Annotated in this window: 19 protein-coding genes; 6 read left to right on the plus strand and 13 right to left on the minus strand. The window is 36.5% G+C overall.

The window, feature by feature from the left end; all coding sequences use genetic code 11:
* Positions 1 to 15: 15 nt before the first annotated feature.
* From recO to K322_RS0115050, 3 genes are all read left to right on the plus strand, one after another.
* Positions 16 to 738, plus strand: a complete 723-nt coding sequence (recO, locus tag K322_RS0115040) for a DNA repair protein RecO (protein WP_026627612.1) — start codon at positions 16 to 18, stop codon at positions 736 to 738.
* Positions 739 to 1079: 341 nt separating this feature from the next.
* Entirely contained in the window at positions 1080 to 2876 is a 1797-nt protein-coding gene (locus K322_RS0115045) for a MutS-related protein (protein ID WP_035332227.1), read from the plus strand.
* Positions 2877 to 2950: 74 nt separating this feature from the next.
* A complete protein-coding gene (locus K322_RS0115050) occupies positions 2951 to 4327 on the plus strand; it encodes a C1 family peptidase (protein ID WP_026627614.1) in 1377 nt (458 codons plus the stop codon).
* Positions 4328 to 4390: 63 nt separating this feature from the next.
* On the opposite strand, the gene K322_RS0115055 is transcribed toward K322_RS0115050, so the two are convergent.
* From K322_RS0115055 to ettA, 4 genes are all read right to left on the minus strand, one after another.
* The gene (locus K322_RS0115055) at positions 4391 to 4912 is read right to left on the minus strand and encodes a threonine/serine exporter family protein (protein WP_026627615.1); all 522 of its coding nucleotides are present in this window, start codon (positions 4910 to 4912) and stop codon (positions 4391 to 4393) included.
* A gap of 5 nt (positions 4913 to 4917) precedes the next feature.
* Entirely contained in the window at positions 4918 to 5730 is an 813-nt protein-coding gene (locus tag K322_RS0115060; protein WP_026627616.1) for a threonine/serine exporter family protein, read from the minus strand.
* A gap of 153 nt (positions 5731 to 5883) precedes the next feature.
* On the minus strand, positions 5884 to 8442 hold the full coding sequence (locus tag K322_RS0115065) for a DUF5686 and carboxypeptidase-like regulatory domain-containing protein (protein WP_051290845.1): 2559 nt from the start codon (positions 8440 to 8442) through the stop codon (positions 5884 to 5886).
* A gap of 182 nt (positions 8443 to 8624) precedes the next feature.
* The gene (ettA, locus tag K322_RS0115070; RefSeq protein WP_026627618.1) at positions 8625 to 10313 is read right to left on the minus strand and encodes an energy-dependent translational throttle protein EttA; all 1689 of its coding nucleotides are present in this window, start codon (positions 10311 to 10313) and stop codon (positions 8625 to 8627) included.
* Between the two features lie 414 nt (positions 10314 to 10727).
* On the opposite strand from ettA, the gene K322_RS0115075 reads away from it, so the two are divergent.
* Complete coding sequence (locus tag K322_RS0115075) at positions 10728 to 11609, plus strand: DUF3078 domain-containing protein (protein WP_026627619.1); 882 nt, start codon at positions 10728 to 10730, stop codon at positions 11607 to 11609.
* 383 nt (positions 11610 to 11992) lie between these two features.
* Positions 11993 to 12775, plus strand: coding sequence for a hypothetical protein (locus K322_RS0115080; protein WP_026627620.1), 783 nt, complete (start codon positions 11993 to 11995; stop codon positions 12773 to 12775).
* A gap of 42 nt (positions 12776 to 12817) precedes the next feature.
* On the opposite strand, the gene K322_RS0115085 is transcribed toward K322_RS0115080, so the two are convergent.
* Positions 12818 to 13762, minus strand: coding sequence for a glucosaminidase domain-containing protein (locus K322_RS0115085; RefSeq protein ID WP_035332230.1), 945 nt, complete (start codon positions 13760 to 13762; stop codon positions 12818 to 12820).
* Positions 13763 to 13810: 48 nt separating this feature from the next.
* Between K322_RS0115085 and cdd the strand changes: the two genes are divergently transcribed.
* Complete coding sequence (gene cdd, locus K322_RS0115090) at positions 13811 to 14308, plus strand: cytidine deaminase (protein WP_026627622.1); 498 nt, start codon at positions 13811 to 13813, stop codon at positions 14306 to 14308.
* A gap of 3 nt (positions 14309 to 14311) precedes the next feature.
* Here the strand turns inward: cdd and K322_RS0115095 are convergent, their stop codons facing one another.
* The 8 genes from K322_RS0115095 to K322_RS0115130 form a co-directional block, all read right to left on the minus strand.
* Entirely contained in the window at positions 14312 to 15004 is a 693-nt protein-coding gene (locus tag K322_RS0115095) for a M48 family metallopeptidase (protein WP_026627623.1), read from the minus strand.
* A 119-nt stretch (positions 15005 to 15123) separates the two neighbouring features.
* Positions 15124 to 15876, minus strand: a complete 753-nt coding sequence (locus K322_RS0115100) for a uroporphyrinogen-III synthase (RefSeq protein WP_026627624.1) — start codon at positions 15874 to 15876, stop codon at positions 15124 to 15126.
* Complete coding sequence (locus K322_RS21415; protein WP_353867179.1) at positions 15873 to 16664, minus strand: DUF4271 domain-containing protein; 792 nt, start codon at positions 16662 to 16664, stop codon at positions 15873 to 15875. The genes K322_RS0115100 and K322_RS21415 overlap by 4 nt, the downstream gene beginning before the upstream one ends.
* A gap of 231 nt (positions 16665 to 16895) precedes the next feature.
* Positions 16896 to 18164 carry a methionine adenosyltransferase gene (gene metK, locus K322_RS0115110; protein ID WP_026627625.1) on the minus strand — a complete coding sequence of 423 codons (1269 nt, stop codon included), beginning with the start codon at positions 18162 to 18164 and terminating at the stop codon, positions 16896 to 16898.
* A 233-nt stretch (positions 18165 to 18397) separates the two neighbouring features.
* On the minus strand, positions 18398 to 20035 hold the full coding sequence (locus tag K322_RS0115115; RefSeq protein ID WP_026627626.1) for a tetratricopeptide repeat protein: 1638 nt from the start codon (positions 20033 to 20035) through the stop codon (positions 18398 to 18400).
* 112 nt (positions 20036 to 20147) lie between these two features.
* Entirely contained in the window at positions 20148 to 21095 is a 948-nt protein-coding gene (locus K322_RS0115120) for a PstS family phosphate ABC transporter substrate-binding protein (RefSeq protein WP_026627627.1), read from the minus strand.
* A 50-nt stretch (positions 21096 to 21145) separates the two neighbouring features.
* A complete protein-coding gene (locus tag K322_RS0115125; protein WP_026627628.1) occupies positions 21146 to 21379 on the minus strand; it encodes a hypothetical protein in 234 nt (77 codons plus the stop codon).
* A 209-nt stretch (positions 21380 to 21588) separates the two neighbouring features.
* Positions 21589 to 22425 carry an energy transducer TonB gene (locus K322_RS0115130; RefSeq protein WP_026627629.1) on the minus strand — a complete coding sequence of 279 codons (837 nt, stop codon included), beginning with the start codon at positions 22423 to 22425 and terminating at the stop codon, positions 21589 to 21591.
* Positions 22426 to 22433: the final 8 nt, after the last annotated feature.

The following is a 22433-nucleotide window of genomic DNA, read 5'->3' on the forward strand; positions in this document are numbered from 1 at the left end:
TGATCAATCAAATAAATGCTGTATAAAACCCAAGCCATAGTATTAAATACAATCAACTATAATGATAAGTATCTTCTGGCATCGCTGTATACAAGCGAATTTGGCAGAGTTACTTATATGATTCCAAAATCGAAAAGTAAAACAGGAAAGGTGCAAAAATCGATGTTCGCACCGCTGTCTATATTAGATATGGAGGCCGAACACCAGGTCAAACGGGATATACAACGTATAAGAGAGGCCCATCTGTTATATCCACTCCACTCTATACAAGGCAATATGGTAAAAACATCTATTGTATTTTTCCTGTCGGAATTCCTCAGCCGGATACTGAAAGATACAGACGAGTTTCAAATAATATACAATTACCTGAGTCAATCTATACAAGTGCTGGAAGAAACAGAGTATGGACTTGCTAATTTCCATTTGGTATTTATGTTGAAATTAACTCGATTCATGGGATTTTACCCAAATCTAGAAGACTATCACGAAAACGATTATTTTGACATGCTTAATGGTATTTTTGTATCAAATCAACCACTTCATCATCATTATATAAACAAAATTGACAGCAAAGCATTATCTTTGTTATCTCGGATATCATTCGAGAACATGCATCACTTTGTATTCTCCCGCCAAGACCGCCTGAATATCATCAATCGCATGCTCGAGTATTATCGTATACATTTACATGATTTCCAGACTCTAAAATCTCTGGATATCCTGCATGAATTATTTTAAGGTCACAGACTTTTAGTAATTATGAATTTTATCTATAAGAGAAAGGGGCTCAGCCTCTCTTGTTTATAAGGAGATTTAAAATAATGTATAATAAAGTAACAACGAAAAATGGACAAATCCAGAGTAACCTTTGTTACCTTTTTGAAAAATGACCCAACCCGCCTGAAGGGGCTTTTTCGAGCGTCAGCTAAATCCCTTTTAAGGGGGACAGAGAGGTAAAAGTATCACTCCAAAAACGAGCATAAAGCGTGTAACCTTTGTAACCTTTTACCAGATAAACATCTGATAAACAATAAACAGAAAAAGGGTAACATAAATAAGAGAAAGTTACAATTTAAAATATGAATATCGACAATCTGAAAATACATTACACTAACATTATTAATAAATATCAAGAGAGATCCAATGAGTTGAAAAAGATAATTTTCAGAATCGGATCAGTACGTCTCATTATATTTATAGCATCCTGTATAGCTATCTATTACTATTGGGGACAAACCTCTGTAGTTTTAGTAAATGCATCTATCGGCATTATCGCTTTTCTTGTATTGATGCAATATCATAATTCTCTATACAAAAAAAAGCACTACAGCGATGAGCAAATAAAAAATGCAAAAGATGAATTAAAAGCCATTGATTACGATTTCTCTGCATTTGACAACGGTGCTGATAAAATAGACGCTGAACATAGCTTCAGTCTCGATCTGGATATTTTCGGCAAACGATCGTTCTTTCAATCACTCAATCGCACCGTAACATCTTTCGGAAAAGACAAGCTGGCAGATACACTCATACACCCTTTTGAACAAAAAGAGAACATATTACTCCAACAGGATGCTATAAGAGAACTCTCTTCCAATCCCGAACTATTAGCGCATTTCAGGGCAATAGGGCAAATGACCGAGATGGATAAACTGAATACCCGAGACTTTTCTCAATCATTCTCTAAAGCTCCGCTGCTTGCAAACAGTTTGTTCTGGAAAAGTATGTTGTATATAGTTCCGCTTATCCATATCATATCTGCAATATTGATATATACAGACATCATGCCGGGCGGATATTACTCTATCGTCTATATTGCAACCCTTATCATCACAGGCATTCCACTCGGAAAGGTCAGCTTGATTATGGATACATTCGACAGCAAATCGAAAGTTCTGGGGACTTACTCCGACCTGATGACAATTATAGAGCAAGAAACGTTCAACTCTCCCCGCCTCAAATCGCTACAAGCCGAACTATCGGGTATCACATCAGCATCCAAATCTATAAAACGATTACAATCGTTTTATAACAATCTTACGGTCTCCAAGACATTTCCGGTAGCCTTGATATTCAATCCTTATCTGGTCTGGGCTGTGAGATACTCTATCAAAGTAGAAGACTGGACAGAAGCAAATAAAAACAATATAGGCAAGTGGTTCGGAGCTTTAGCCGAATTTGATGCTTTGATGTCATTCTCTGTATTTGCGTTTAATCATCCCGACTACACCTATCCTACCCCTGCCGATCAATTTATATTTGAAGGACAGGCTTTGGGGCATCCGATGATTCACCGTGATATTTGTGTCAGAAACGATGTGAATATATCCAAAAGTCCGTTCTTTCTTGTCATTACGGGAGCCAATATGGCAGGAAAAAGTACATATTTGCGTACTATCGGTATTAATCACACATTGGCATGTGCAGGAGCTCCGGTTTGCGCCGAACAATTGACTTTCTATCCGGGACGTTTAGTTACCAACCTGCGAACCGCCGACTCCCTTGCTGATAATGAATCCTACTTCTTTGCTGAATTAAAACGGTTGAAAATGATTATTGACAGATTGCAATCAGGCGAAGAACTATTTATTATTCTAGATGAAATACTGAAAGGAACCAATTCGGAAGATAAACAAAAAGGTTCTCTGGCATTAATGAAACAACTTATCGCTCTGAACGGGAACGGTATCATAGCAACACACGACCTTGTTTTAGGGAATCTCGAAAGTGAATATCCTGACAATGTAAAAGATTACCGCTTCGAGGCTGACATAACGAATGATAACCTCACTTTCTCATATAAGATCAGAGAGGGTGTAGCGCAAAACATGAATGCCTGTTTTCTTATGAAAAAAATGGGAATTACGGGATTATAAAGGTCGCAGACCTTGTTATTGACTTTTATAAGAATTTTACAAATGGGTCTCAGACCTCAAAATAGAATAGAATTATGAAGTTTGGTTTATTTACATGCGGACTGCTGCTTGCAACCTCTTCTGTTATTGCCCAGACAATAACAGACAAAGAGTTACAGGATATACGGGGCAGCTTTAAGAAAGATGCAGCAACGACTGCAATACAAAACATCCTTACAACGAATAAGGATATTAAGAGCAATGCTCTTAATCACGATCTGGAAACAAAAATAGACCACTTGTTCAAATACAGGGTTGATGTAAAAGGCATAACCAATCAACAGAGCTCAGGACGCTGCTGGATGTTTACATCTATGAATGTTTTACGTCCGTCGATTATGACTAAATACAATACCGACCAGTTTGACTTTTCTCATAACTACCTGTATTTCTGGGACATTTTCGAAAAGTCGAACTTATTTCTGGAGAATATCATCTCCACTGCAAGCAAACCGATGGATGACCGTGAAGTAGTCGAATATTTTAAATCTCCGGTTGGTGACGGTGGTGTATGGAATCTATTTTACAATGCCGCCGAAAAATATGGCGTAGTACCTGATATAGTTATGCCCGAAACGGCTCATTCGAATAATACAAGCCAAATGATATCCCTTATCAACGAAAAACTCCGCACGGGAGGGTATCATATCAGGCAAGCTGTCGAAAGTGGCAAAAAGGAGAAAGATCTTCGTCTTGAAAAACAGACTGTCTTGAAAGATGTATATCGTATGTTATCACTATGTTTGGGTGAACCTCCGACACAGTTTACTTGGCGATTTAAAGACAAATCGGGAAAAATAGTAGAAAAAGAGTATACTCCGCTGCAATTCTACAAAGAAATTGTACCGGCCGATTATACTCCCGAAAACTTTGTTATGATCATGAACGATCCTACACGTGATTATTACAAAGTATATGAAATACAGAATTATAAAAATACAATAGAAGGGATTAATTGGATATACCTTAACTTGCCGAATGACGACATCAAGAAAGCGGCTCTAGCTTCTATCAAAAATAATGAAGCCATGTATGCTTCTTGTGATGTAGGTAAACAGCACAATAGAACAACAGGCATCATGGATCCGAAGATGTATGATTACGAATCATTGTTGGGTGTCAAATTGGACATGGACAAAAAAGCACGTATTTTGACTCGTCAGAGTGGATCAAGCCATGCTATGACTCTTATCGGATGCGATACCGATAATAACGATACTCCGGTAAAATGGGAGTTTGAAAATAGCTGGGGTACAACCGCCGGCAATAAAGGATATCTTACTTTTACAGATAACTGGTTTTCCGAATATATGTTCAGAATTGTTATACACCGAAAATATCTTGACAGCAAAGCTATCGAAAGCCTGAAACAAAAACCAATCCAACTGCCAATGTGGGATTATATGAACTAAGAACACAAAGCTTTTGATTAAATAAAAAACGGGTTTATTACTAAACCCGTTTTTTAGATCTTATTAGAAATGAGTCATGCGCTCCAGCTTCTTAGCAAACTCGATTTCCTTAACACTGGTCGCCCTGAAAAACAACGCAGCAATACAAATTCCAATTGCCAGAGTAAACAGCAAAGACATTGTAAGCATCAGGTTGTGCGCCATTGTAGATAGTAAAGTAGGATCGGCATCAAGAGTAGTCGAATCGGTAATCTTCATTCCGGCTAGCATCGTTTTATAGGCATACATACCGGGAATCATTGTTATACATGCAGGCATCGTGAAAACTACCGGAGGATTATCCACCCTATGTGCCATAAAAATTCCAAACAGACCTATAAATACCGAACCGGCTAGTGTTGCCGAAATTAACCCGAAATCGAGTTGTAGCAAAATGAACCGGATACAATGTCCGAGCCCACCTAATAAACCGGCTATAACAAGAATACGCTTAGGCGTTCCGAATAGGATACCCCAGCAGAATCCTACAACAAAAGCAATACAAAAGTCCCGTATAATATTCAATATAATATCAGCAGCGTCCATGGTCGTTATAAGTTAAAATTATCGATACCTAATAATGTAATACTCAACATCATGCCCGCAGCAATACAAAGCAATATAAAACCGGCAAACAAACAACGGTTTACAGCTGAAGTCAAATATCCTTCTATCAGGTCTATTACACTATTTATCAAAGGCACACCGGGTATGAGATAAAGCACAGCAGTAGCCATTGCCGCTTCGGGATGACCACCAATTCCATTTATCGAACCCAATCCGGTAATGATAGTAGTAACAAATGCGGCCAAACCAATAGATATCATTGAATTGAAGTTCATTGCTGCAACCTTGAATCTGATCAAAGATCCAACAAAGGCTGCAAGCCAAACCACTATAGCATTCAGCCAATCACCCATTGCGAATAAACACAAACCTGCACAGGAAAAACCCACTACCAGAGACACAAGCCATGGATTGTAATGCGGCATTTCTTTTATCTCACAAAAAGCCTGCTCTGTTTCATCAATAGTAAGTCCTTGTTCGTAAACCTTCCAGGAAAGATGACTTACTCTGGTTAACACTTCAAGATGCACTACATGAGCAGGAGATTCTTTAAACAAAGTAATAGAGTCATGCTCATCGCGTGTATTCTGTACTGTTACTAATAAACCTTTAAAAGACGGATGAAGATTGACATTAAACCCCCATGTCAGAGCTATACGCTTGATGTTACTGTTCACACGTCCACTATGAGCCCCTGAAGCCAGTAAAAATGTTCCGATATCTAATATCAAATCAGCAAATCTTTTAGCTGTAATACCATCTCCGGATCTATTTATTTCAGATTGCTTATCGCTCATATTTCATTATTAATGTAGAATGCAAAGGTATTAAATTACAGAATATGTCTATAATATAATGTTCAGAAGTTCCTACATACAGAGATATTTTAGACTTTGTATGTACTCTGCCTTCATATAATGAATACTTATTCGAATATCAAAGATTCTATATCAAAATGATACATCAAAGCTGATTCTAAATCCCGACTTTTCTATTCCGGGATTATCCAGATAACTGAGACGCCTTACATAATCAATCCTGAAAAATTGAAATATATTTTCTATGCCGACACTATATTCCATATAAGGTTTATTTCCCATAACATGGGAGTCCTCAGGGAATATCATAAGATTCCGATTATACTCCGGATTATTTCGGTTACTGAGCTTTCCCCAAAAACCTCTGAAACTTGCAACCTCTCTCCACTTAAACGATTTCAATAGAGGAATGCGGTTAAATAACCATCCGCCCATACGGTAGTTTATATCCCATGTCAATTGCGAATCATTCAAAAATTCCATTGCCCGCAACATATAGAACGAACCTCTCTGTATTGTAACCGAACTATTGGCATTTGCTGACAAGAGTAAAGGAAATGGAACTTCCCCCCAAACCTTTTCACCTTTCACCGTTACACCTAAACGGCCATATGGAGCCACCCAAAACTCTTTATCTAAAGACAATGCACTTTTATTATAATTGTACTGTCCATTAAAAACGTCTTTCAATCCGATTGTATGCGAAAGTGAAACAATCACGCCCTTGGATGGCAAACTGCGTCTCCGCCGTCTCTGCTGAAAGAATTTTTCGTTATGAGCATATCTCAGATTCAATCCAACCTCTGTGGTTTTGAGATTACCCATTTCCTCCAATATATGATTCTCGTTACGTCTTTCAAACTTAAGATTTCCGGCTGCATCTTCGTTATGAGTTCTACCGAATACACTATACGAAAACCCATTATAGTACTCATGCACATAGTTGATTTCGGCCATACGGTCATACGTCATATTGTTATACTTCTTAGCATTCAAGGAAAGCAGGATATTATCTCGCTCGGCTTGCAAAAAACGCTGACCTAAAGGATTCACATCATATTTATATGCTATAGATAAATTATGTCGAGGAAATTCGTCTTTGTGGTATTCTTTACGGTTGAATGCCCAGGTTGCTTCTCCATAATACTTCCATTTCCCATCCCTGGTACCATAAGCTCCATAACCATATAGATATAAGTGAGGATGTAAGAATTTGGTCGTTGATGCAGTTAATCTGATGCGGTTTCCCTCCAAATGGTTATAACTATAAAATGTAAGGGGAGTTCCCAGATCCAATTTGTTCTTCTCTTCCTCTCGGCTGGTAGACACATACTGAGAAGATAAGATATCGGCAGTCTTGAGTGTTATATCTATAAACTTGTTCTGGCGAAATTCCTTCATCATCTCATCCATATGATAATCCTTATTGAGTTCTTCAGGACGGTTATCATTCCAGAATTCGGATTTATGCTTTTTATAATCCGACAGATAAATAACCGGAGCTGAACCCGAAAAAGCAGCATCCACAGGCAGATCAAACATAAAATTGCTGAACATACGTTCTTTCTGCACATAAAACTTCGCCATATTATACATCGATAGATCAATAGCTGTTGTGAACTTGACAGGAACCCACAAATCCGGAGATTTTTCTTCGAACTCCTGAGTAACCAACATATTATCTATATAATTGACATTAATACGGGAAGGAACTCTGAAAGAAACTTTCCTGATGGCATAAGGAGCATCTGGCTGGACATAAATATTACCGATAAAACCCACATCCCGGGTATTAAAAGGAATAAATCCAAGATTTACATACTTTTTCTGATCTATCGTCACTGTATCTATAATGTACCACTTATAAAAATTAACAGAAGATGTGGAACTTAAAGGGCCAACAAAATCATGCAAAAGTAAATTGATGTTATTTTCTGTAATGTCAACTTCCTTAAAGACCTCGGCCACGATAGCATCTATCGACTCGGTATTCATTTCCTGATCAATCCCCTCATTCTGATAAGCCGTAACTACACGGCGGGTACCTTTAGGCTCCTTCCGGTAATAAACATCAGACATCGTTTCTCTGACCGAAAACGGCAGAATAGCTTTACTGTCAATCAAAGAACTATCAGCATATTTCGAAAAGAATTTCATCTTCTTGAGTAAACCTTTTGCGGAGTCATATTCATTCAATGCAAACAGAATACGGTCATACTCATTATTCGTATAATAACTTCGGCTGGTAACCAAATAATCGTATTTATGCCCGATCACCTTTTTTATAAGTTCGACTGCAGGATTATCTTTTTTAGAATATCTCTCTTTTGTTTTGCGGACAACAACTTCCCCTAATTGTACACCTGAAGCCTTCAATTTAACTTCTATCTTAGATGTTTGTCTGGCAGGAATGCGTATTGTCTTAGTATCATATCCCATCAGAGATATAATAAGAGTCTGGGTTCCCGAGGTATTGCTAATTGTAAACTTCCCATCATCGTCGGTTAACTTACCAATACTTGTTCCGTCAAACCGGACTGTTGCATATTCAACAGGCTGATTTGTGACCGAATCCCGAACAACACCATGAACTACTGTTGTTTGCGAATACAAATTTGCAGTAAGTATAATAAATAAAGAAACAATGAATGAACGGAGTATACCTAATCTCTTTTTACTTGATGGTTTCATCAAAATAAACCTTTACTTAATACTAAATATCCCAAAGATACAAATAGGGTCGATATTATCGACCCTTTGCATATAATAAATTATCGATATATTTTATATCTGTAACCAGCTTTGGTTGTTTCATTTACCAAAGCTGGCAAAAGGCATAATACCTTTTTTTAATATCCTTCACAGATAAAACCTTAGTTCATCAACTTGCGGTAACGAACCCGTTTAGGCTCAACATTACCAAGTCTGGCTTTTTTGTTGTCTTCATACTCACTATATGAACCTTCGAAGTAAAATACTTCCGAATTACCTTCGAATGCCAATATATGAGTACAGATACGATCTAAAAACCAACGGTCGTGAGAAATAACAACAGCGCATCCCGCAAAATTTTCCAAACCTTCTTCCAATGCCCGCAATGTATTAACATCAATATCATTGGTCGGCTCATCAAGTAACAATACATTCGCTTCGGCTTTCAATGTTAAAGCCAAATGGAGGCGGTTTCGCTCTCCTCCGGAAAGTACCCCGCAAAGTTTTTCCTGATCTCCTCCCGCAAAATTGAATCGAGACAGATAAGCTCGGGAATTTATCTCCTTACCTCCGACCCTAACAAATTCCGACCCTCCGGAAACAACCTGATAAACAGTTTTATTCGGATCAATAGCCTCATGAGCCTGATCGACATAAGCCGTCTTAACAGTTTCTCCGACTTCGAAAGTTCCTTTATCTGAGGATTCCAAACCTTGTATTAATCGAAATAATGTTGTCTTACCGGCTCCGTTAGGTCCAATAACACCAACAATACCATTGGGAGGCAACATAAAATTCAGATTATCGAAAAGCAGTTTATCGCCATATGCTTTAGCAACTCCCTGTGCTTCAATCACCTTATTACCTAATCGTGGTCCGTTAGGTATAAATATCTCAAGTTTTTCTTCTCTTTCCTTTTGGTCGGCATTCAATAGTTTTTCATATTCATTCAAACGGGCTTTCCCTTTTGCCTGACGGGCTTTTGGAGCCATACGCACCCAGTCTAACTCACGTTCGAGAGTCTTTCGGCGTTTGCTGGCTTGCTTTTCCTCCTGCTCCATTCGCTTAGTCTTTTGCTCCAGCCACGAAGTATAATTGCCCTTCCATGGAATACCTTCCCCACGATCGAGCTCAAGAATCCATCCTGCAACATGATCAAGGAAATAACGGTCGTGCGTAATGCAGATAACCGTTCCGGCATATTGTTGTAAGTGCTGCTCCAGCCAATCAATAGATTCAGCATCCAAATGGTTGGTCGGCTCATCAAGAAGCAATACATCGGGCTCTTGTAACAACAAGCGGCAAAGGGCAACACGGCGTTTTTCCCCTCCCGATAAATGTTCTGTCAATTCGTCTTCGGGTGGACAACGCAATGCATCCATTGCTCTCTCCAGCTTATTATCTAAGTTCCATGCATCTGTGGCATCTATTTTATCCTGTAGCTCTGCCTGACGAGCAAACAGCACATCCATTTTATCCGAATCTTCATAATATTCGGGCAATCCGAATTTTTCATTTATCGATTCGTATTCAGCCAAAAGATCCATTATAGGTTGTACACCTTCCTGTACAATTTCTTTTACAGTTTTTGTAGGATCCAGTTTCGGATCTTGCTCAAGATATCCTACCGAATAACCTTTATCAGAAACGATTTCGCCCTGATATTCCTTTTCGATTCCGGCTATTATTTTCAATAATGTTGATTTACCGGAACCATTTAAACCGATAATTCCGATCTTCGCCCCATAATAAAAGGACAAATAGATATTCTTCAACACTTGTTTTTGAGGAGGAAATACTTTATTCACTCCTATCATCGAGAATATAATTTTCTTATCGTCTGTAGACATATTTATATTGTATAAGTAACAGAAAGTATTTAATGATGCATTTTTATTTCAAAATTTCAGATTTGCAAATATAGCAAATATTATACTATATGCGAATTGTCTTGTTTGAGGCTGCAAAATATTAGCAGATTAAAAAAGGTTACAAAGGTTACTCTTTTTATGCTCATTTTCTTCAGTTACCTTTTTCTCTTTATTATCACACTGGCTAGTCTTCATATTTGCACATTGTTTCTCTTATAGATAAATTTGTTTGTAACAGCCTTGTGAACAAATAAAGGCATTATGTGTTAGAGTTTAATAAATTCAATTTATAAAAAAAATGAAAATATTCAATAAATACGCTACAATTACAGTAATCTAACACAATAATAAATCGAACAAAATAAGCCTGTTACAAACCAATATTATTTTTATATGAAACGTATATTTCTATTCACATTATTACTGATGTCAATAACTGCCATATCGGCGCAAGAAGCAGACTCTACTAAGATAGGAACATGGAAGCATTCGGGCTCAACCGGATTAAACCTATCTCAGACATCCCTGTCAAACTGGTCGGGAGGTGGTGACGATGCTTTTGCAGGTAATCTCTATCTCAACGGAAAGCTCGAACATAAAAAAGGCAACTGGGCATGGATAAATACTTTAGCTCTCGAGTATGGTATTACAAGCACCAAAGCTCAGGGAGCTCAAAAATCGACCGATAAAATGGAATTGGCTACTCAGTTAGGATATACTACCGACAATAAATGGTACTATACGGCAATGGCTGATTTCAAATCTCAATTCTACAAAGGTTATAACTATCCGAATAAAGAAAATTATATTTCCAAGTTTATGGCTCCTGCCTATTCGAATATCTCGATAGGTATGGAATACCGTCCTAAGGATTCGTTCTTTTCTGCGTATTTTTCACCGGCAGCAGGTAAACTTACATTCGTAAATGACGATTATTTATCAGATCTGGGATCTTTCGGGGTTGATCCGGGAGATAAATTTAAAGCTGAATTCGGAGCCTATGCAAAAGGTACTCTAGAAAAAAACATTATGGAAAATGTAAAACTGATGAGTGATGCAAACTTCTTCACCGCATATGACGATTCGTTTGGCAATATAGATATTGAATGGAATGTCCTTATCAGCATGAAAATAAATAAATACTTGAATGCCAGCATCAATACAACCTTAAAGTATGATGACGATGTAAAATATATCAATACACAAGGCGAAAAGAAAGGTCCAAAAGTACAATTCAAAGAAATTCTGGGAATCGGTTTCGGATATAATTTTTAATAAAGTCCAATCAAAATATATAAAAAGACAAGGTGTAATACACCTTGTCTTTTTATATATTTGTAGCTTGTGCACATAAAATCCCCAATAATATTTTCCATATATACATTTAATTACATTCAAGCATATCTTCTTTTTAATCTCTTTTAGAATAAAGTGATCCATATTCTAAAAGAGATTAAAAAAATATCAACATATGCTTTTAAAACAAAATATTATGACCAATTTTAAAGTATCTTATTTTATTTACTTTTATTTTAGGATTCTTTTCTTGTTCTAATGAATTAGAGAATCACAATCAAGATTCTAATTCCTCTGATATTGAAAGAGTGCATTTTAGTTCCCAGAGTTATTTTATCGATACTTGGATTATATTAAGTGAAATGACTAAACCGAAATTAATAAAATGGATTGATCTGAATAATATCTCTCTTAGTCGAAACGCATACAAAAATCCTAATATAGAAGATGAGAGAGGTTATTCTACAGCTCTATTCAACATTAAGAACGAATGTCAAATCGGGGCTTCTATTATTTGGTACAATAATGGAAAATTAATATTACTATCATCGAATGCTGATGATAATGAAGCGGCTAGTAATAAACTCAATCCTTCAAAATGTCTTCTTTTTGGAGAAATAGAAAAGGAAATAATACCATTGAAACAGGATGATATATTAAAGACTAGAGGATCATTAGGCGATACAGGTATTGATAAATCGACAAGTAACCAAACTGAATTTTTTAGCACTGCTAACCCAAAATGTGAATTTAAATATGTTTACGAATTAGTCGCATATAGAAATAATATAGGGGTTAATACCATATATGAACTAGTTTTTGATAATAAACTTGAATATATAACAAAAGGTGCAAGTAAGAAAAAATGGTACGAAGCAAGCGAAAAAAGAAAATGCACAAGCCGTTTGAATGGTAGTATTACTGCCGAGATTCAAGGTGTTAATGTTTCTATAAATAGACCATTTAATGTATCACGTAATATGACAGACGAATTGAGTTATAATTCCAGTCTAGTGCTCGCCAGAACTATAGAATCAAATGGTTATCATCGTTTTACACGCTGGACATACAACATATCATGCAACATGACGCAAGAAATAATAGGTGACCCAAACAGTAAGATAAATTCTTCTTTTAGTTTTTAATCAAATCTAACAGTTAAAGGCATGATGTTATTCATGCCTTTTTTATCTCAACCTCAATATATCACCTTCCGTTGGCACATATTCCATATCCTGCTTATTCATCTTATAGAGATTTTTAACTCTCATACCATATAGCTGAGCGATACTGTGCATCGATTCCCCTACCTGAACCACGTGTTCGTAATAGGGTTTATCTGCCTTTTTCTTCTTTTTCTGGAAATAGATCAAGTCACCTTCTTGTATCGGGAAGTTTTCAGGTACTTCATTATATTCACATAAGTCTTTCATTTTAAAGCCAAATTCTTTGGCTATAGACTCATATGTATCATTCCTCTGAGCAACCACATAGATCAACCCCTGAGTTTTATATACCGTATGCTTATTGGGGATATCGGGAACAACAACAGTTATTTTATCATTCTCTACTTTTCCTTTTTTCCCTTTTCTATCATATTCGTATAATTCATAGTCTTCAATCAGTTTTATCAGCTTGTTTGCATAAGCCCTGTCGGTAGCATATCCTGCTTGTTGCAGACCTCTTGCCCACCCCTTATAATCGGTAATCTCCAGATCGAATAATTTACCATATCGTGGTTTTTCACTCAAAAAACGAGAATGGTCATCATAAGAATCTTCGGACTTTTTATATTTTCTGAAACAATCGTTCGGGGTATCATCGGCAGCAATAACCGATTCACCTTTCCATCCGTTGTGGCATTTGATACCAAAATGATTATTCGATTTTACAGTCAAAGCACTTCTCCCCGCACCCGATTCTAGTAATCCCTGAGAAAGAGTTATACTGGCAGGTATGCGATACTTTTTCATATGGCTTATAGCCAAATCCTTATATTTTTCGATGTAGTCATCATAAGCCTTATTACGGGTGACTTTCCCCCCTGCATAAGCCGAAATGGAAACAGAAGCCGCAAATATGAATAGCAGGACTGACTTTAACAAACCTCTTGTCGATATCGTATGAATCATCTTAAATTTTTTTACCTTTGATTTCAATATAAATAAACGTCAATCTATATGGAAAGTTTAGAAATTTCTGCAAAATTAAGAGTTTATAGCATAGTAGAATATACAAATGATAAGAAAATTCTAATAGAGAAAGCAAAAAATGCATCTCTTTCAGCATATGCACCCTATTCTGAGTTTCAGGTCGGAGCAGCAGTACTCCTTGCTAATGGAACTATCATAACCGGTAGTAATCAGGAAAACGCAGCATATCCATCAGGACTTTGTGCAGAACGCACCGCTTTATTCTATGCAAATGCCCAATATCCGGATGTACCCGTAAAAGCAATAGCAATTGCAGCCAACACAAAAGGCTCTTTCACGAAAGATGTATGCTCTCCCTGCGGATCATGCCGTCAGGTATTGGTCGAAGTCGAAAACAGATATAACCAGCCTGTTGAGATCATTATGTATGGCGAAAAGCATATTTATGAAGTAGATTCGATCAGAAGCCTTCTTCCATTATCGTTCGGAAAAGAAAATCTTGAAGATAATGTAAACCACGAATAATGGTTACCATTTAGCGGCTTTTACCTTCAGTTCCTGAGTAAGCTTACGTGCATTATTTCCGGTCACATTATCCAGAAGCTTCCAAAAACGATCGCCATGATTCATTTCGATAGTATGGCATAACTCATGCAAGATAACAAACTCTATCAGATATTGAGGTAATAAAAGGCAGAAATAAGATAAATTAATAGATTTTTGAGAAGAGCAGCTACCCCAACGGGTTCTGCTCTTATTTATTTTCAGCGAAGTATACGTAAACTTATATCTTTCCGCCAGATTCTTTAGCATCAGAGGAAATACTCGCTGAGCCTCATGCCGCATTGTCTGCTCTATGCAATTACGTATTATGGATTGCACTTTTACATCCGAAAAATCAGTTATCCCGGGACAGGTTATAAATAAAGTTCCATCATGTAATTTCGCATGATAATTTCGCACATCACGAGACTCTATCCTTAATGAAAATGTTGCTGTCTTAAAATCACTATCGGGAGTAAATTCGATTTGGGGTACAGAAGGAACTTTCAGTAAACGAGGACGCATTTTTTCGATCACATCCCTGATTTCCTTCTCTGAAAAATACGATGGAACCGTCATCTGAATATATCCGGGCTTATTACGGGCTATCACATTACGCGCCCTAGCATTACGTACAATTCGAATTATTCCCAGCTCCTTGTCATCAATACTTTGCATAAGCTAAATAAGTTTTAGAACTTAATAAAATAAGCTCGACTTTCCTATTGGGCAGTCAAGCTTAATTCTTTACAAAATATATTTATCAATATTTATCTAAAGATAACATTGATATTATCTTATTTCTTCTTTTGATTTTCTTTTACGAATGCTTCCAAAGCAGCAGTCATAGATGTTAAACCGGGAAGAGGAGCTTCACAATCAAGACGCAATCCTGCATCTTTTACGGCCTTAGCTGTGGCAGCACCAAAACATCCGATAGCCTTTTCACCCTGTTCGAAATCAGGATAATTCTTAAATAAAGAAGCAATTCCCGCAGGTGTAAAAAATACGATAAGATCGTACGAATCAATTTCACTCGGTTCAAATTCTGTACTCACGGTCCGGTACATAACAGCCTTGATAAAATCAACTTTTTTGTCTTCAAGAACAGCTGTTATATCTTCGTTATGCACATCCGAAACAGGCACTATAAACTTCTCTTTATTGTGCTTTGATAGAGACGATGCCAAGCCATCCATTTTTCCGGTCTGACTGAAGAATATTTTTCTCTTACGATACACAATATACTTTTGAAGATACAAAGCCACCGATTCTGAGATACAGAAATATTTCATTGTTTCAGGCATCACTATACGCATTTCTTCACACAATGCAAAAAAATGATCGATTGCCACTTTTGCGGTAAAAACGATTGCTGTATATTCGGGTATATTAATTCGTTGTTGTCTGAATTCTTTAGCATCAACACCTTCAACCTTTATAAAAGGACGAAAATCTATTGTCAAATTATATTTTTCGGCAATGTCAAAATAGGGTGATTTTTCTGTTGCTGGTTTGGGTTGTGAGATCAGCACTTTCTTAATTTTCAAAGCCATAGTAAACTTATTAAATCAACTTTATATAAATAAATCAAAACCTGATATAAAATAATATAAGGTATAATTTCTACGGTGCAAAGGTAGACAATCAAAAACAAAAAATTAACATGTTGTCTTAAAAAAAACGTAATTATCCTATAAAAAAGAATAAGACGGGACACAAAGAACAATACTATAAAAAAGAATAATAAGATATAGTGAAAACTCTGCGAATATACCATTATTAAAGTAGGGATAAAAGCAATCATTCCCATCATTTCGAGAACAATGATATATGTCCGTATCCATATTTTCATATATTCCTTTATATTGAAAATATATCCTACAAATCGGTAAAAAATCAATTTACCCGATATGAAAAGAGCCAAAACCGTCATAAAGACAAGTATCGTGACAAAACTATCCTTCGGCAAAGGATACTTGTCAGACTCCAAAAACAAATCAAAAAGGATTATAGATGTCAGTAAAACATTCTGGAACAATAAAATAAAATTGAACCAGAACTCACGGATAGTAGTTTCACTATATAGACTTAAATTTTCTCGGTTTGAAAAAAGCAAGCGTGTATTCTCTTTAAAAAAGGTTATCCCACCTTTATATATACGGGTAAAAAACAAAAAACACACTAATAATAAAATAAGCACTCCATCCTCATTCTCCAGTGTAAATGCCTTTTTTACCCCATCATGCCCCTCCACAGAATTAGCTTGCACCACCTTGGTCTGCTTTAGCGATTCAATCTTGTCCTCCGAAAAATACATACTGGTATCTTTCTCCATTTTAAACAGAGAGTGATAGTCAGCTGAATCTTTACGAGATTGAGATATCGCTAAACTATCAATGACATAATATGTATTTACATCGGGTTCCAAACACTTATTTTTTTATTTCGGCACAAAGATAATTATAACAATGCATCCTTGACATTTTTTCATCAAGGATGCATCACTATTTTTTATTTATTTAAGGTCTCAGACCTTCTAAACACAAAATAATAAGAGAAAATAAACTTATAAAGCAAAAGCCTTTTTAATAGCATCTACAAAATCAAGTTTCTCCCAAGTGAATAATTCCACAGACAACTTCAATGGTTCGGGATTATATCTCGACTGAAAAGTTTTCTCTATCACCTTAGACTCACGCCCCATGTGTCCGTATGCTGCAGTTTCTGAGTATATAGGATTACGTAGCTTCAACCGATCTTCAATAGCTTTAGGGCGCATATCAAATAATGTTTCCACAACTTTGGCTATTTCGCCATCGGTCATATTCACATTAGACTTCCCATAAGTATTCACATAAATATTCATAGGCTTAGCCACACCAATCGCATATGATACCTGCACCAATACTTCAGAAGATACACCTGCAGCTACAAGATTTTTAGCTATATGACGACTTGCGTACGCCGCCGAACGGTCTACCTTCGAAGGGTCTTTTCCTGAGAAAGCACCACCTCCGTGAGCACCTTTACCGCCATAAGTATCAACTATAATTTTACGGCCTGTCAGACCGGTATCTCCATGAGGTCCTCCGATAACAAATTTTCCGGTAGGATTAACATGATAAATGATCTGATCATTAAACAGGCTCAGAATATCGTCTCTAAATGTATATTTCGCCTTTACTCTTGGTACCAGAATATTAATAACGTCTTCACGAATCTTATCCTGCATCTCTTTATCAGATGCAAATTCATCATGCTGAGTCGATAATACAATAGTATCAATACGAAGAGGTGTTCCATTATCATCATATTCAATAGTCACCTGTGACTTTGCATCAGGACGAAGGTATGGCATCAATGCCAATTCATTTTTACGAATTTCGGCTAGTTCCAACAGTAAAGAGTGAGATAAGTCCAATGCAAGCGGCATGTAATTATCAGTCTCATTTGTGGCATAACCAAACATCATCCCTTGGTCTCCGGCTCCCTGATCCATTGGATCAGCTTTCTGGTCTACCCCACGGTTAATATCGTCCGATTGCTCATGAATAGCAGACAATACCCCGCAAGACTTAGCTTCAAACTGATACTCACTTTTGGTATAACCTATTCGCTCGATTACTGTACGGGCAACCTCGGGTACATCAATATATGCTTTTGATTTAACTTCGCCGGCAAGAACAACCTGCCCTGTAGTTACCAATGTTTCGCAGGCTACTTTAGAATTAGCATCATAAGCCAAAAATTCGTCTAATAATGCATCTGAAATTTGATCTGCAACTTTGTCTGGATGACCTTCCGATACAGATTCGGAAGTAAATAAATAACTCATATTATAATTCCGTTATACGTTAAATAATTAATAGAGTGGATTTTATACAGATGCGTGCAGATATGAGAAAAGACTTCATTTAGCATTTTTTCATGTGGTTGCAAGCAAACAAATCTATCCACCAATCGGATACAAAGGTAAGAGTTTTATATATAAAAAAAAGGAATAGTATCAAAAAATACTATTCCTTTATCTTTTTTAAGACCAAAAGAGGTCTTCTTATAATCTCTTATTTATTGTTTCACAGCTTCAAGCAATTGCTTAGCGACTCCATTTTCAGGATCTAAAGCTAAAATTTTTTCACTGTAAGATCTAACGTGCTCTTTATCTTCGGCACTTTTACTTTTCTCAAATGACAAATAATAATAATAACTCAAGTAACGATATGCTTCTACCAACTCGTTGTTATTACTTCCGTCGTCTTTTGAAGTAACTATCTCTATTACTTTTTCGTAATATGGTTTAGCTAGACCTAAAATAGTTTGAGGATCAAGAGCCGCATTAGCACGTGCTCTCCAGAAATATCCAAGATAACTGTCAGGTATGCGTTCCGACACTGTACCAAAAGCTTTATCAGACTGCACTAACAGAGCCTTAGATTTAGCAGGAGCCTCTGAATCGGCTGTATCTTTCTGAGCAGCAGTACCTGCAATATAAGAGTAACGGCCGATATTGAAGAAATCTGTAGCTTCAACCACGCTGGAGTCTGATTTATCTACATATTCCTGAAGGTATTTCGCTGCGTCAGCATATTGATTTGCATCAACACAAGCTTGTGCGATCTCTTTATATACTGAAGATTTTGAGGGGTCAAGTTTTACAGCTTCTTCGTATTGCAATAAAGCTTTATCCATTTGGTTATTTTTGCTCAGCAATTCACCATAGGTCATATAATCCTGAACAATGTATTGACTGTCTCCTTTGTCTAATGAGAAAAACTTATCACCAACAGTCAAGCCTGCAGTATAATCTTTAGACTGTAAATAGCTATACATCAATAAACGATTCAACACAAAGTTGTTTGGTTCTTTAGAAATACCTTCGTTTATTAGTTTTTTAGCTTCATCATACTGTTTTGTGAAATATAAAGCCGCAGCATAACGAGTCAAATCCGACACATCATATGCTCCCTGTGCAAAATATTTTTTGTATGCTTCAATAGCATCGGCATATTGTCCGTTATGAGAATAAATACTCCCTAACATTTTATAAGCCAATGTATAATTTGGATTTATCTCAATCGCTTTTTGGAGCATTTCTACAGCCAATGTGGGATTTACGCTTTCGTAAACCTGAGCCGATTTGATATATGCCACAGAACAAGTAGGATCGAAATTGTAAGCCTGCGCATAACTTCCGGCAGCTTCTCCGACATTAGATTTTGCTTTCAGGTCACCTTCCAATATATAAATCAATGGCGATTTTTTATCAGCTTTACGTGCATCTGCCAATTTTGAAGCACCTTTATCAGCCATATTGTTAGCATAATATGCTTCAGCTATTGCAACAAGAACAGATACATCTTTTTTATTTTTCTTCAATGCAATAGAAAACTGATCTTCTGCATCTTTAGGACTAGATTTCAACAAAAGTTTACCCAATCCAACATTATTAAGTACAAAATCGGCTGATGCAGCTAATCCTTTTTCATAATTAGCTTTAGCTTCGTCAAGTTTACCTTCTTTATAAGCAACTTCTCCCAGATAGTAATAAGCTTCAGCAGGTGATTGACTTACTTGTTTCTCAAAAATTTCTTTTGCAACTTTCAGCTCTCCTGTTTTTAAATAGTCAGCACCAAGATTTGATTGCGCAAAAATCGGAGTACTAAGTAATAAGCCAAGAAAAGCTCCTAATAAATACTTCTTTTTCATCCTTAATTAATTCTTATAGTATAATATTATATTCGAGTTTTGATCGTGAGCTCAGAGTGTAATAGTTTTTACTTTAAATCCATTTCGGGATTACAAGATTGTCAAGCGTACTTTAATCAAAACTATCCTGCACCGTTATCAAACGCATGGGTCTTGTTGCAGGAATAAGACCTGCCTTCAAAATTATACGTTGTCCTCTGTCCCCAACAAGAAAGCTAACAAAGCCTGTCGGCAAAGTCCCTCTTAGATCCGATGTAATAACAAAAACGTCTCGCCTCAAAGGGTATTCACCCAAAGCCAGATATGCAGCATACGGCTGAAAACTACTTTGACGAGTTGCCGGTTCAACCTTACTCACAGACATGACCCGTACTTTATCATTAAAACTGAGATTGGTCGTATCCGTCGGATTACTTATCCAGTTTACACCGATCACACCCATTGCATTAGGTGTTTTTGCCACATAATCAAGTACAGCCTTGTTGTTTTCCTGAGCTTTCAAATGCTCAGCCAGAGGCTCCCCTCTGTTTATTGAATCTTTGATAAAACGCACCGTACTCGAATTTGGATTATCAAAAACGACTGCAATTTTATCATATTTTGATCGGGGATTGATCTGTTTCCATGAATCGATTTCCCCTGTCATTATCTTCTTTATTTGTGGAACACTGATCAAAGAATCAGTATTTTGGTTATTTATAATCAATGCAATTCCATCGACAGCAATTTTTTGTGTCCGAGGTTGCAATTGTTTATTCAACAATCCTTGTTTTTCTGCATCAGTTAAATCACGGGCAGCAATTACAAGTCTCAGGCTATCTTTTAATAATAAGTTAATAGCATCAACCTCACTTCCATATATAGGTATAATTGACGCGTCTTTATTTAAAGCTTCAAATACATCTATTTCCTCTTGGACTATAGGACTAAAGCAATCATCGCTTGCTATTTCCGCAACACCACTGGTCGGAGTATCTGTTCGTGTCACTTTAATTCTCTGGTTACACGCTGAGAAAATTGTCAAAGATAGTAAAATACAAAATAAACCAACTTTTCTCATAATTTTTGATAATTAAATAAAAACTTCACTAACATTTCTCCTTACATGTATTACTTTCTGAATTTATAAACGCGATAGGCTCTGAATAAACCATAACCGATTATACCAACACCTAAAATATACCGAACAATAAGGAAATCATCAACCTGTGGATCATTATCCCTAAAATTATATTTCAGAATCAATCCTGTAAACATAATAAGATATCCCATAGCGATATAAAGGATAGCCATAATCACGCTCCATATTGTTCTGAATGTTATTTTATTATTATTATCACTCATTGTAAATAATATAGAATATTTACTGATGCATTCTCCAAGCTAAAACAAACTGGTTATCTGCCGTTTAAAATGCCTCAATCTATAAAACAACGGTCTTTCGACCTCAATAATGTTTAAAAAGAGGAGTGACATATATAAAAGTATATATCATCAACTCCTCTTTTTACTATTTATATCTCTTTGAGAATAGCATATTACAGCATCTCAAATTATTTCTGTAGTTTAAACAATACAGGAAGCGTATAATATACTGGTACTTTACGTCCATTTTGCATACCTGGAACCCAAGTAGGCATTGATTTTACTACTCTGATAGCTTCTTTATCACAAGAAGGGTCTAACGAACGCAATACTTGTGCATCAGATACTTTACCATCTTTACCTACAACGAAACGAATAACAACACGTCCTTCGATACCGTTTTCTGCGGCAATAGGTGGATATTTAAGATTGTTACCGATGAATTTCATCAATTCCGAATCACCGCCGGGGAACTGAGGCATTTGTTCTACGCTGACAAAAGGTTTTTCGGGCTCTTTTTCTTCCACGATCACTTTATGCTCTTTCAATTCTGCGATATCCACTGCATTTTTATCGTTTGTTCCTTCTACTGTAGCGATAGAAATTTGAATATCTTTCTTTTGATTTAATTCTTCGATAGATTTCATTTCTTTATCTTCATTCACCTTACTGTCTTCGGTAATAACCGGAGGTGTAAACTGAATAGTCGCTTTCAAAGGAGGGGGCGGTGGTGCAGTTTCCTGACGTATGATATTTTCTTCCGGAACCTGTTCCTCTACGTTTGCAATATTAGATAACTCGAAAGCCTCATCAACACCACCCAAATTATCTTTATTGGGTCTAACGGCATCAAGAAAAGCAGGCAAGGCAGCTACTACACCAACAAAGATTACAACAGCAATAAATGCTACAATATGTCTTTTCGATGAAGTCTTACGCAACTGGTATGCTCCGTAATTTTTATTCTTACCTTCGAATACAATATCACGCCATTCAGAGGAATTCAAATTAATTTCTTTTCCCATTTTTTTAT

Source organism: Indolivaga capnocytophagoides DSM 22835 (genome assembly GCF_000426485.1).
GTDB classification, from domain to species: Bacteria; Bacteroidota; Bacteroidia; order Bacteroidales; family Dysgonomonadaceae; genus Dysgonomonas_A; species Dysgonomonas_A capnocytophagoides.

Bases quoted from the DNA above. Each gene is read 5' to 3' on its own strand.
- K322_RS0115125 (WP_026627628.1), bottom strand. From the start codon at position 21,379: ATGAGTGATAATAATAATAAAATAACATTCAGAACAATATGGAGCGTG.
- K322_RS0115085 (WP_035332230.1), bottom strand. From the start codon at position 13,762: ATGATTCATACGATATCGACAAGAGGTTTGTTAAAGTCAGTCCTGCTA.
- K322_RS0115120 (WP_026627627.1), bottom strand. From the start codon at position 21,095: ATGAGAAAAGTTGGTTTATTTTGTATTTTACTATCTTTGACAATTTTC.
- K322_RS0115130 (WP_026627629.1), bottom strand. From the start codon at position 22,425: ATGGGAAAAGAAATTAATTTGAATTCCTCTGAATGGCGTGATATTGTA.
- K322_RS0115075 (WP_026627619.1), top strand. From the start codon at position 10,728: ATGAAACGTATATTTCTATTCACATTATTACTGATGTCAATAACTGCC.
- metK (WP_026627625.1), bottom strand. From the start codon at position 18,164: ATGAGTTATTTATTTACTTCCGAATCTGTATCGGAAGGTCATCCAGAC.
- K322_RS0115055 (WP_026627615.1), bottom strand. From the start codon at position 4,912: ATGGACGCTGCTGATATTATATTGAATATTATACGGGACTTTTGTATT.
- recO (WP_026627612.1), top strand. From the start codon at position 16: ATGCTGTATAAAACCCAAGCCATAGTATTAAATACAATCAACTATAAT.
- K322_RS21415 (WP_353867179.1), bottom strand. From the start codon at position 16,664: ATGGAGAAAGATACCAGTATGTATTTTTCGGAGGACAAGATTGAATCG.
- cdd (WP_026627622.1), top strand. From the start codon at position 13,811: ATGGAAAGTTTAGAAATTTCTGCAAAATTAAGAGTTTATAGCATAGTA.
- K322_RS0115060 (WP_026627616.1), bottom strand. From the start codon at position 5,730: ATGAGCGATAAGCAATCTGAAATAAATAGATCCGGAGATGGTATTACA.
- K322_RS0115045 (WP_035332227.1), top strand. From the start codon at position 1,080: ATGAATATCGACAATCTGAAAATACATTACACTAACATTATTAATAAA.
- K322_RS0115065 (WP_051290845.1), bottom strand. From the start codon at position 8,442: ATGAAACCATCAAGTAAAAAGAGATTAGGTATACTCCGTTCATTCATT.
- K322_RS0115115 (WP_026627626.1), bottom strand. From the start codon at position 20,035: ATGAAAAAGAAGTATTTATTAGGAGCTTTTCTTGGCTTATTACTTAGT.
- K322_RS0115080 (WP_026627620.1), top strand. From the start codon at position 11,993: ATGACTAAACCGAAATTAATAAAATGGATTGATCTGAATAATATCTCT.
- ettA (WP_026627618.1), bottom strand. From the start codon at position 10,313: ATGTCTACAGACGATAAGAAAATTATATTCTCGATGATAGGAGTGAAT.
- K322_RS0115095 (WP_026627623.1), bottom strand. From the start codon at position 15,004: ATGCAAAGTATTGATGACAAGGAGCTGGGAATAATTCGAATTGTACGT.
- K322_RS0115050 (WP_026627614.1), top strand. From the start codon at position 2,951: ATGAAGTTTGGTTTATTTACATGCGGACTGCTGCTTGCAACCTCTTCT.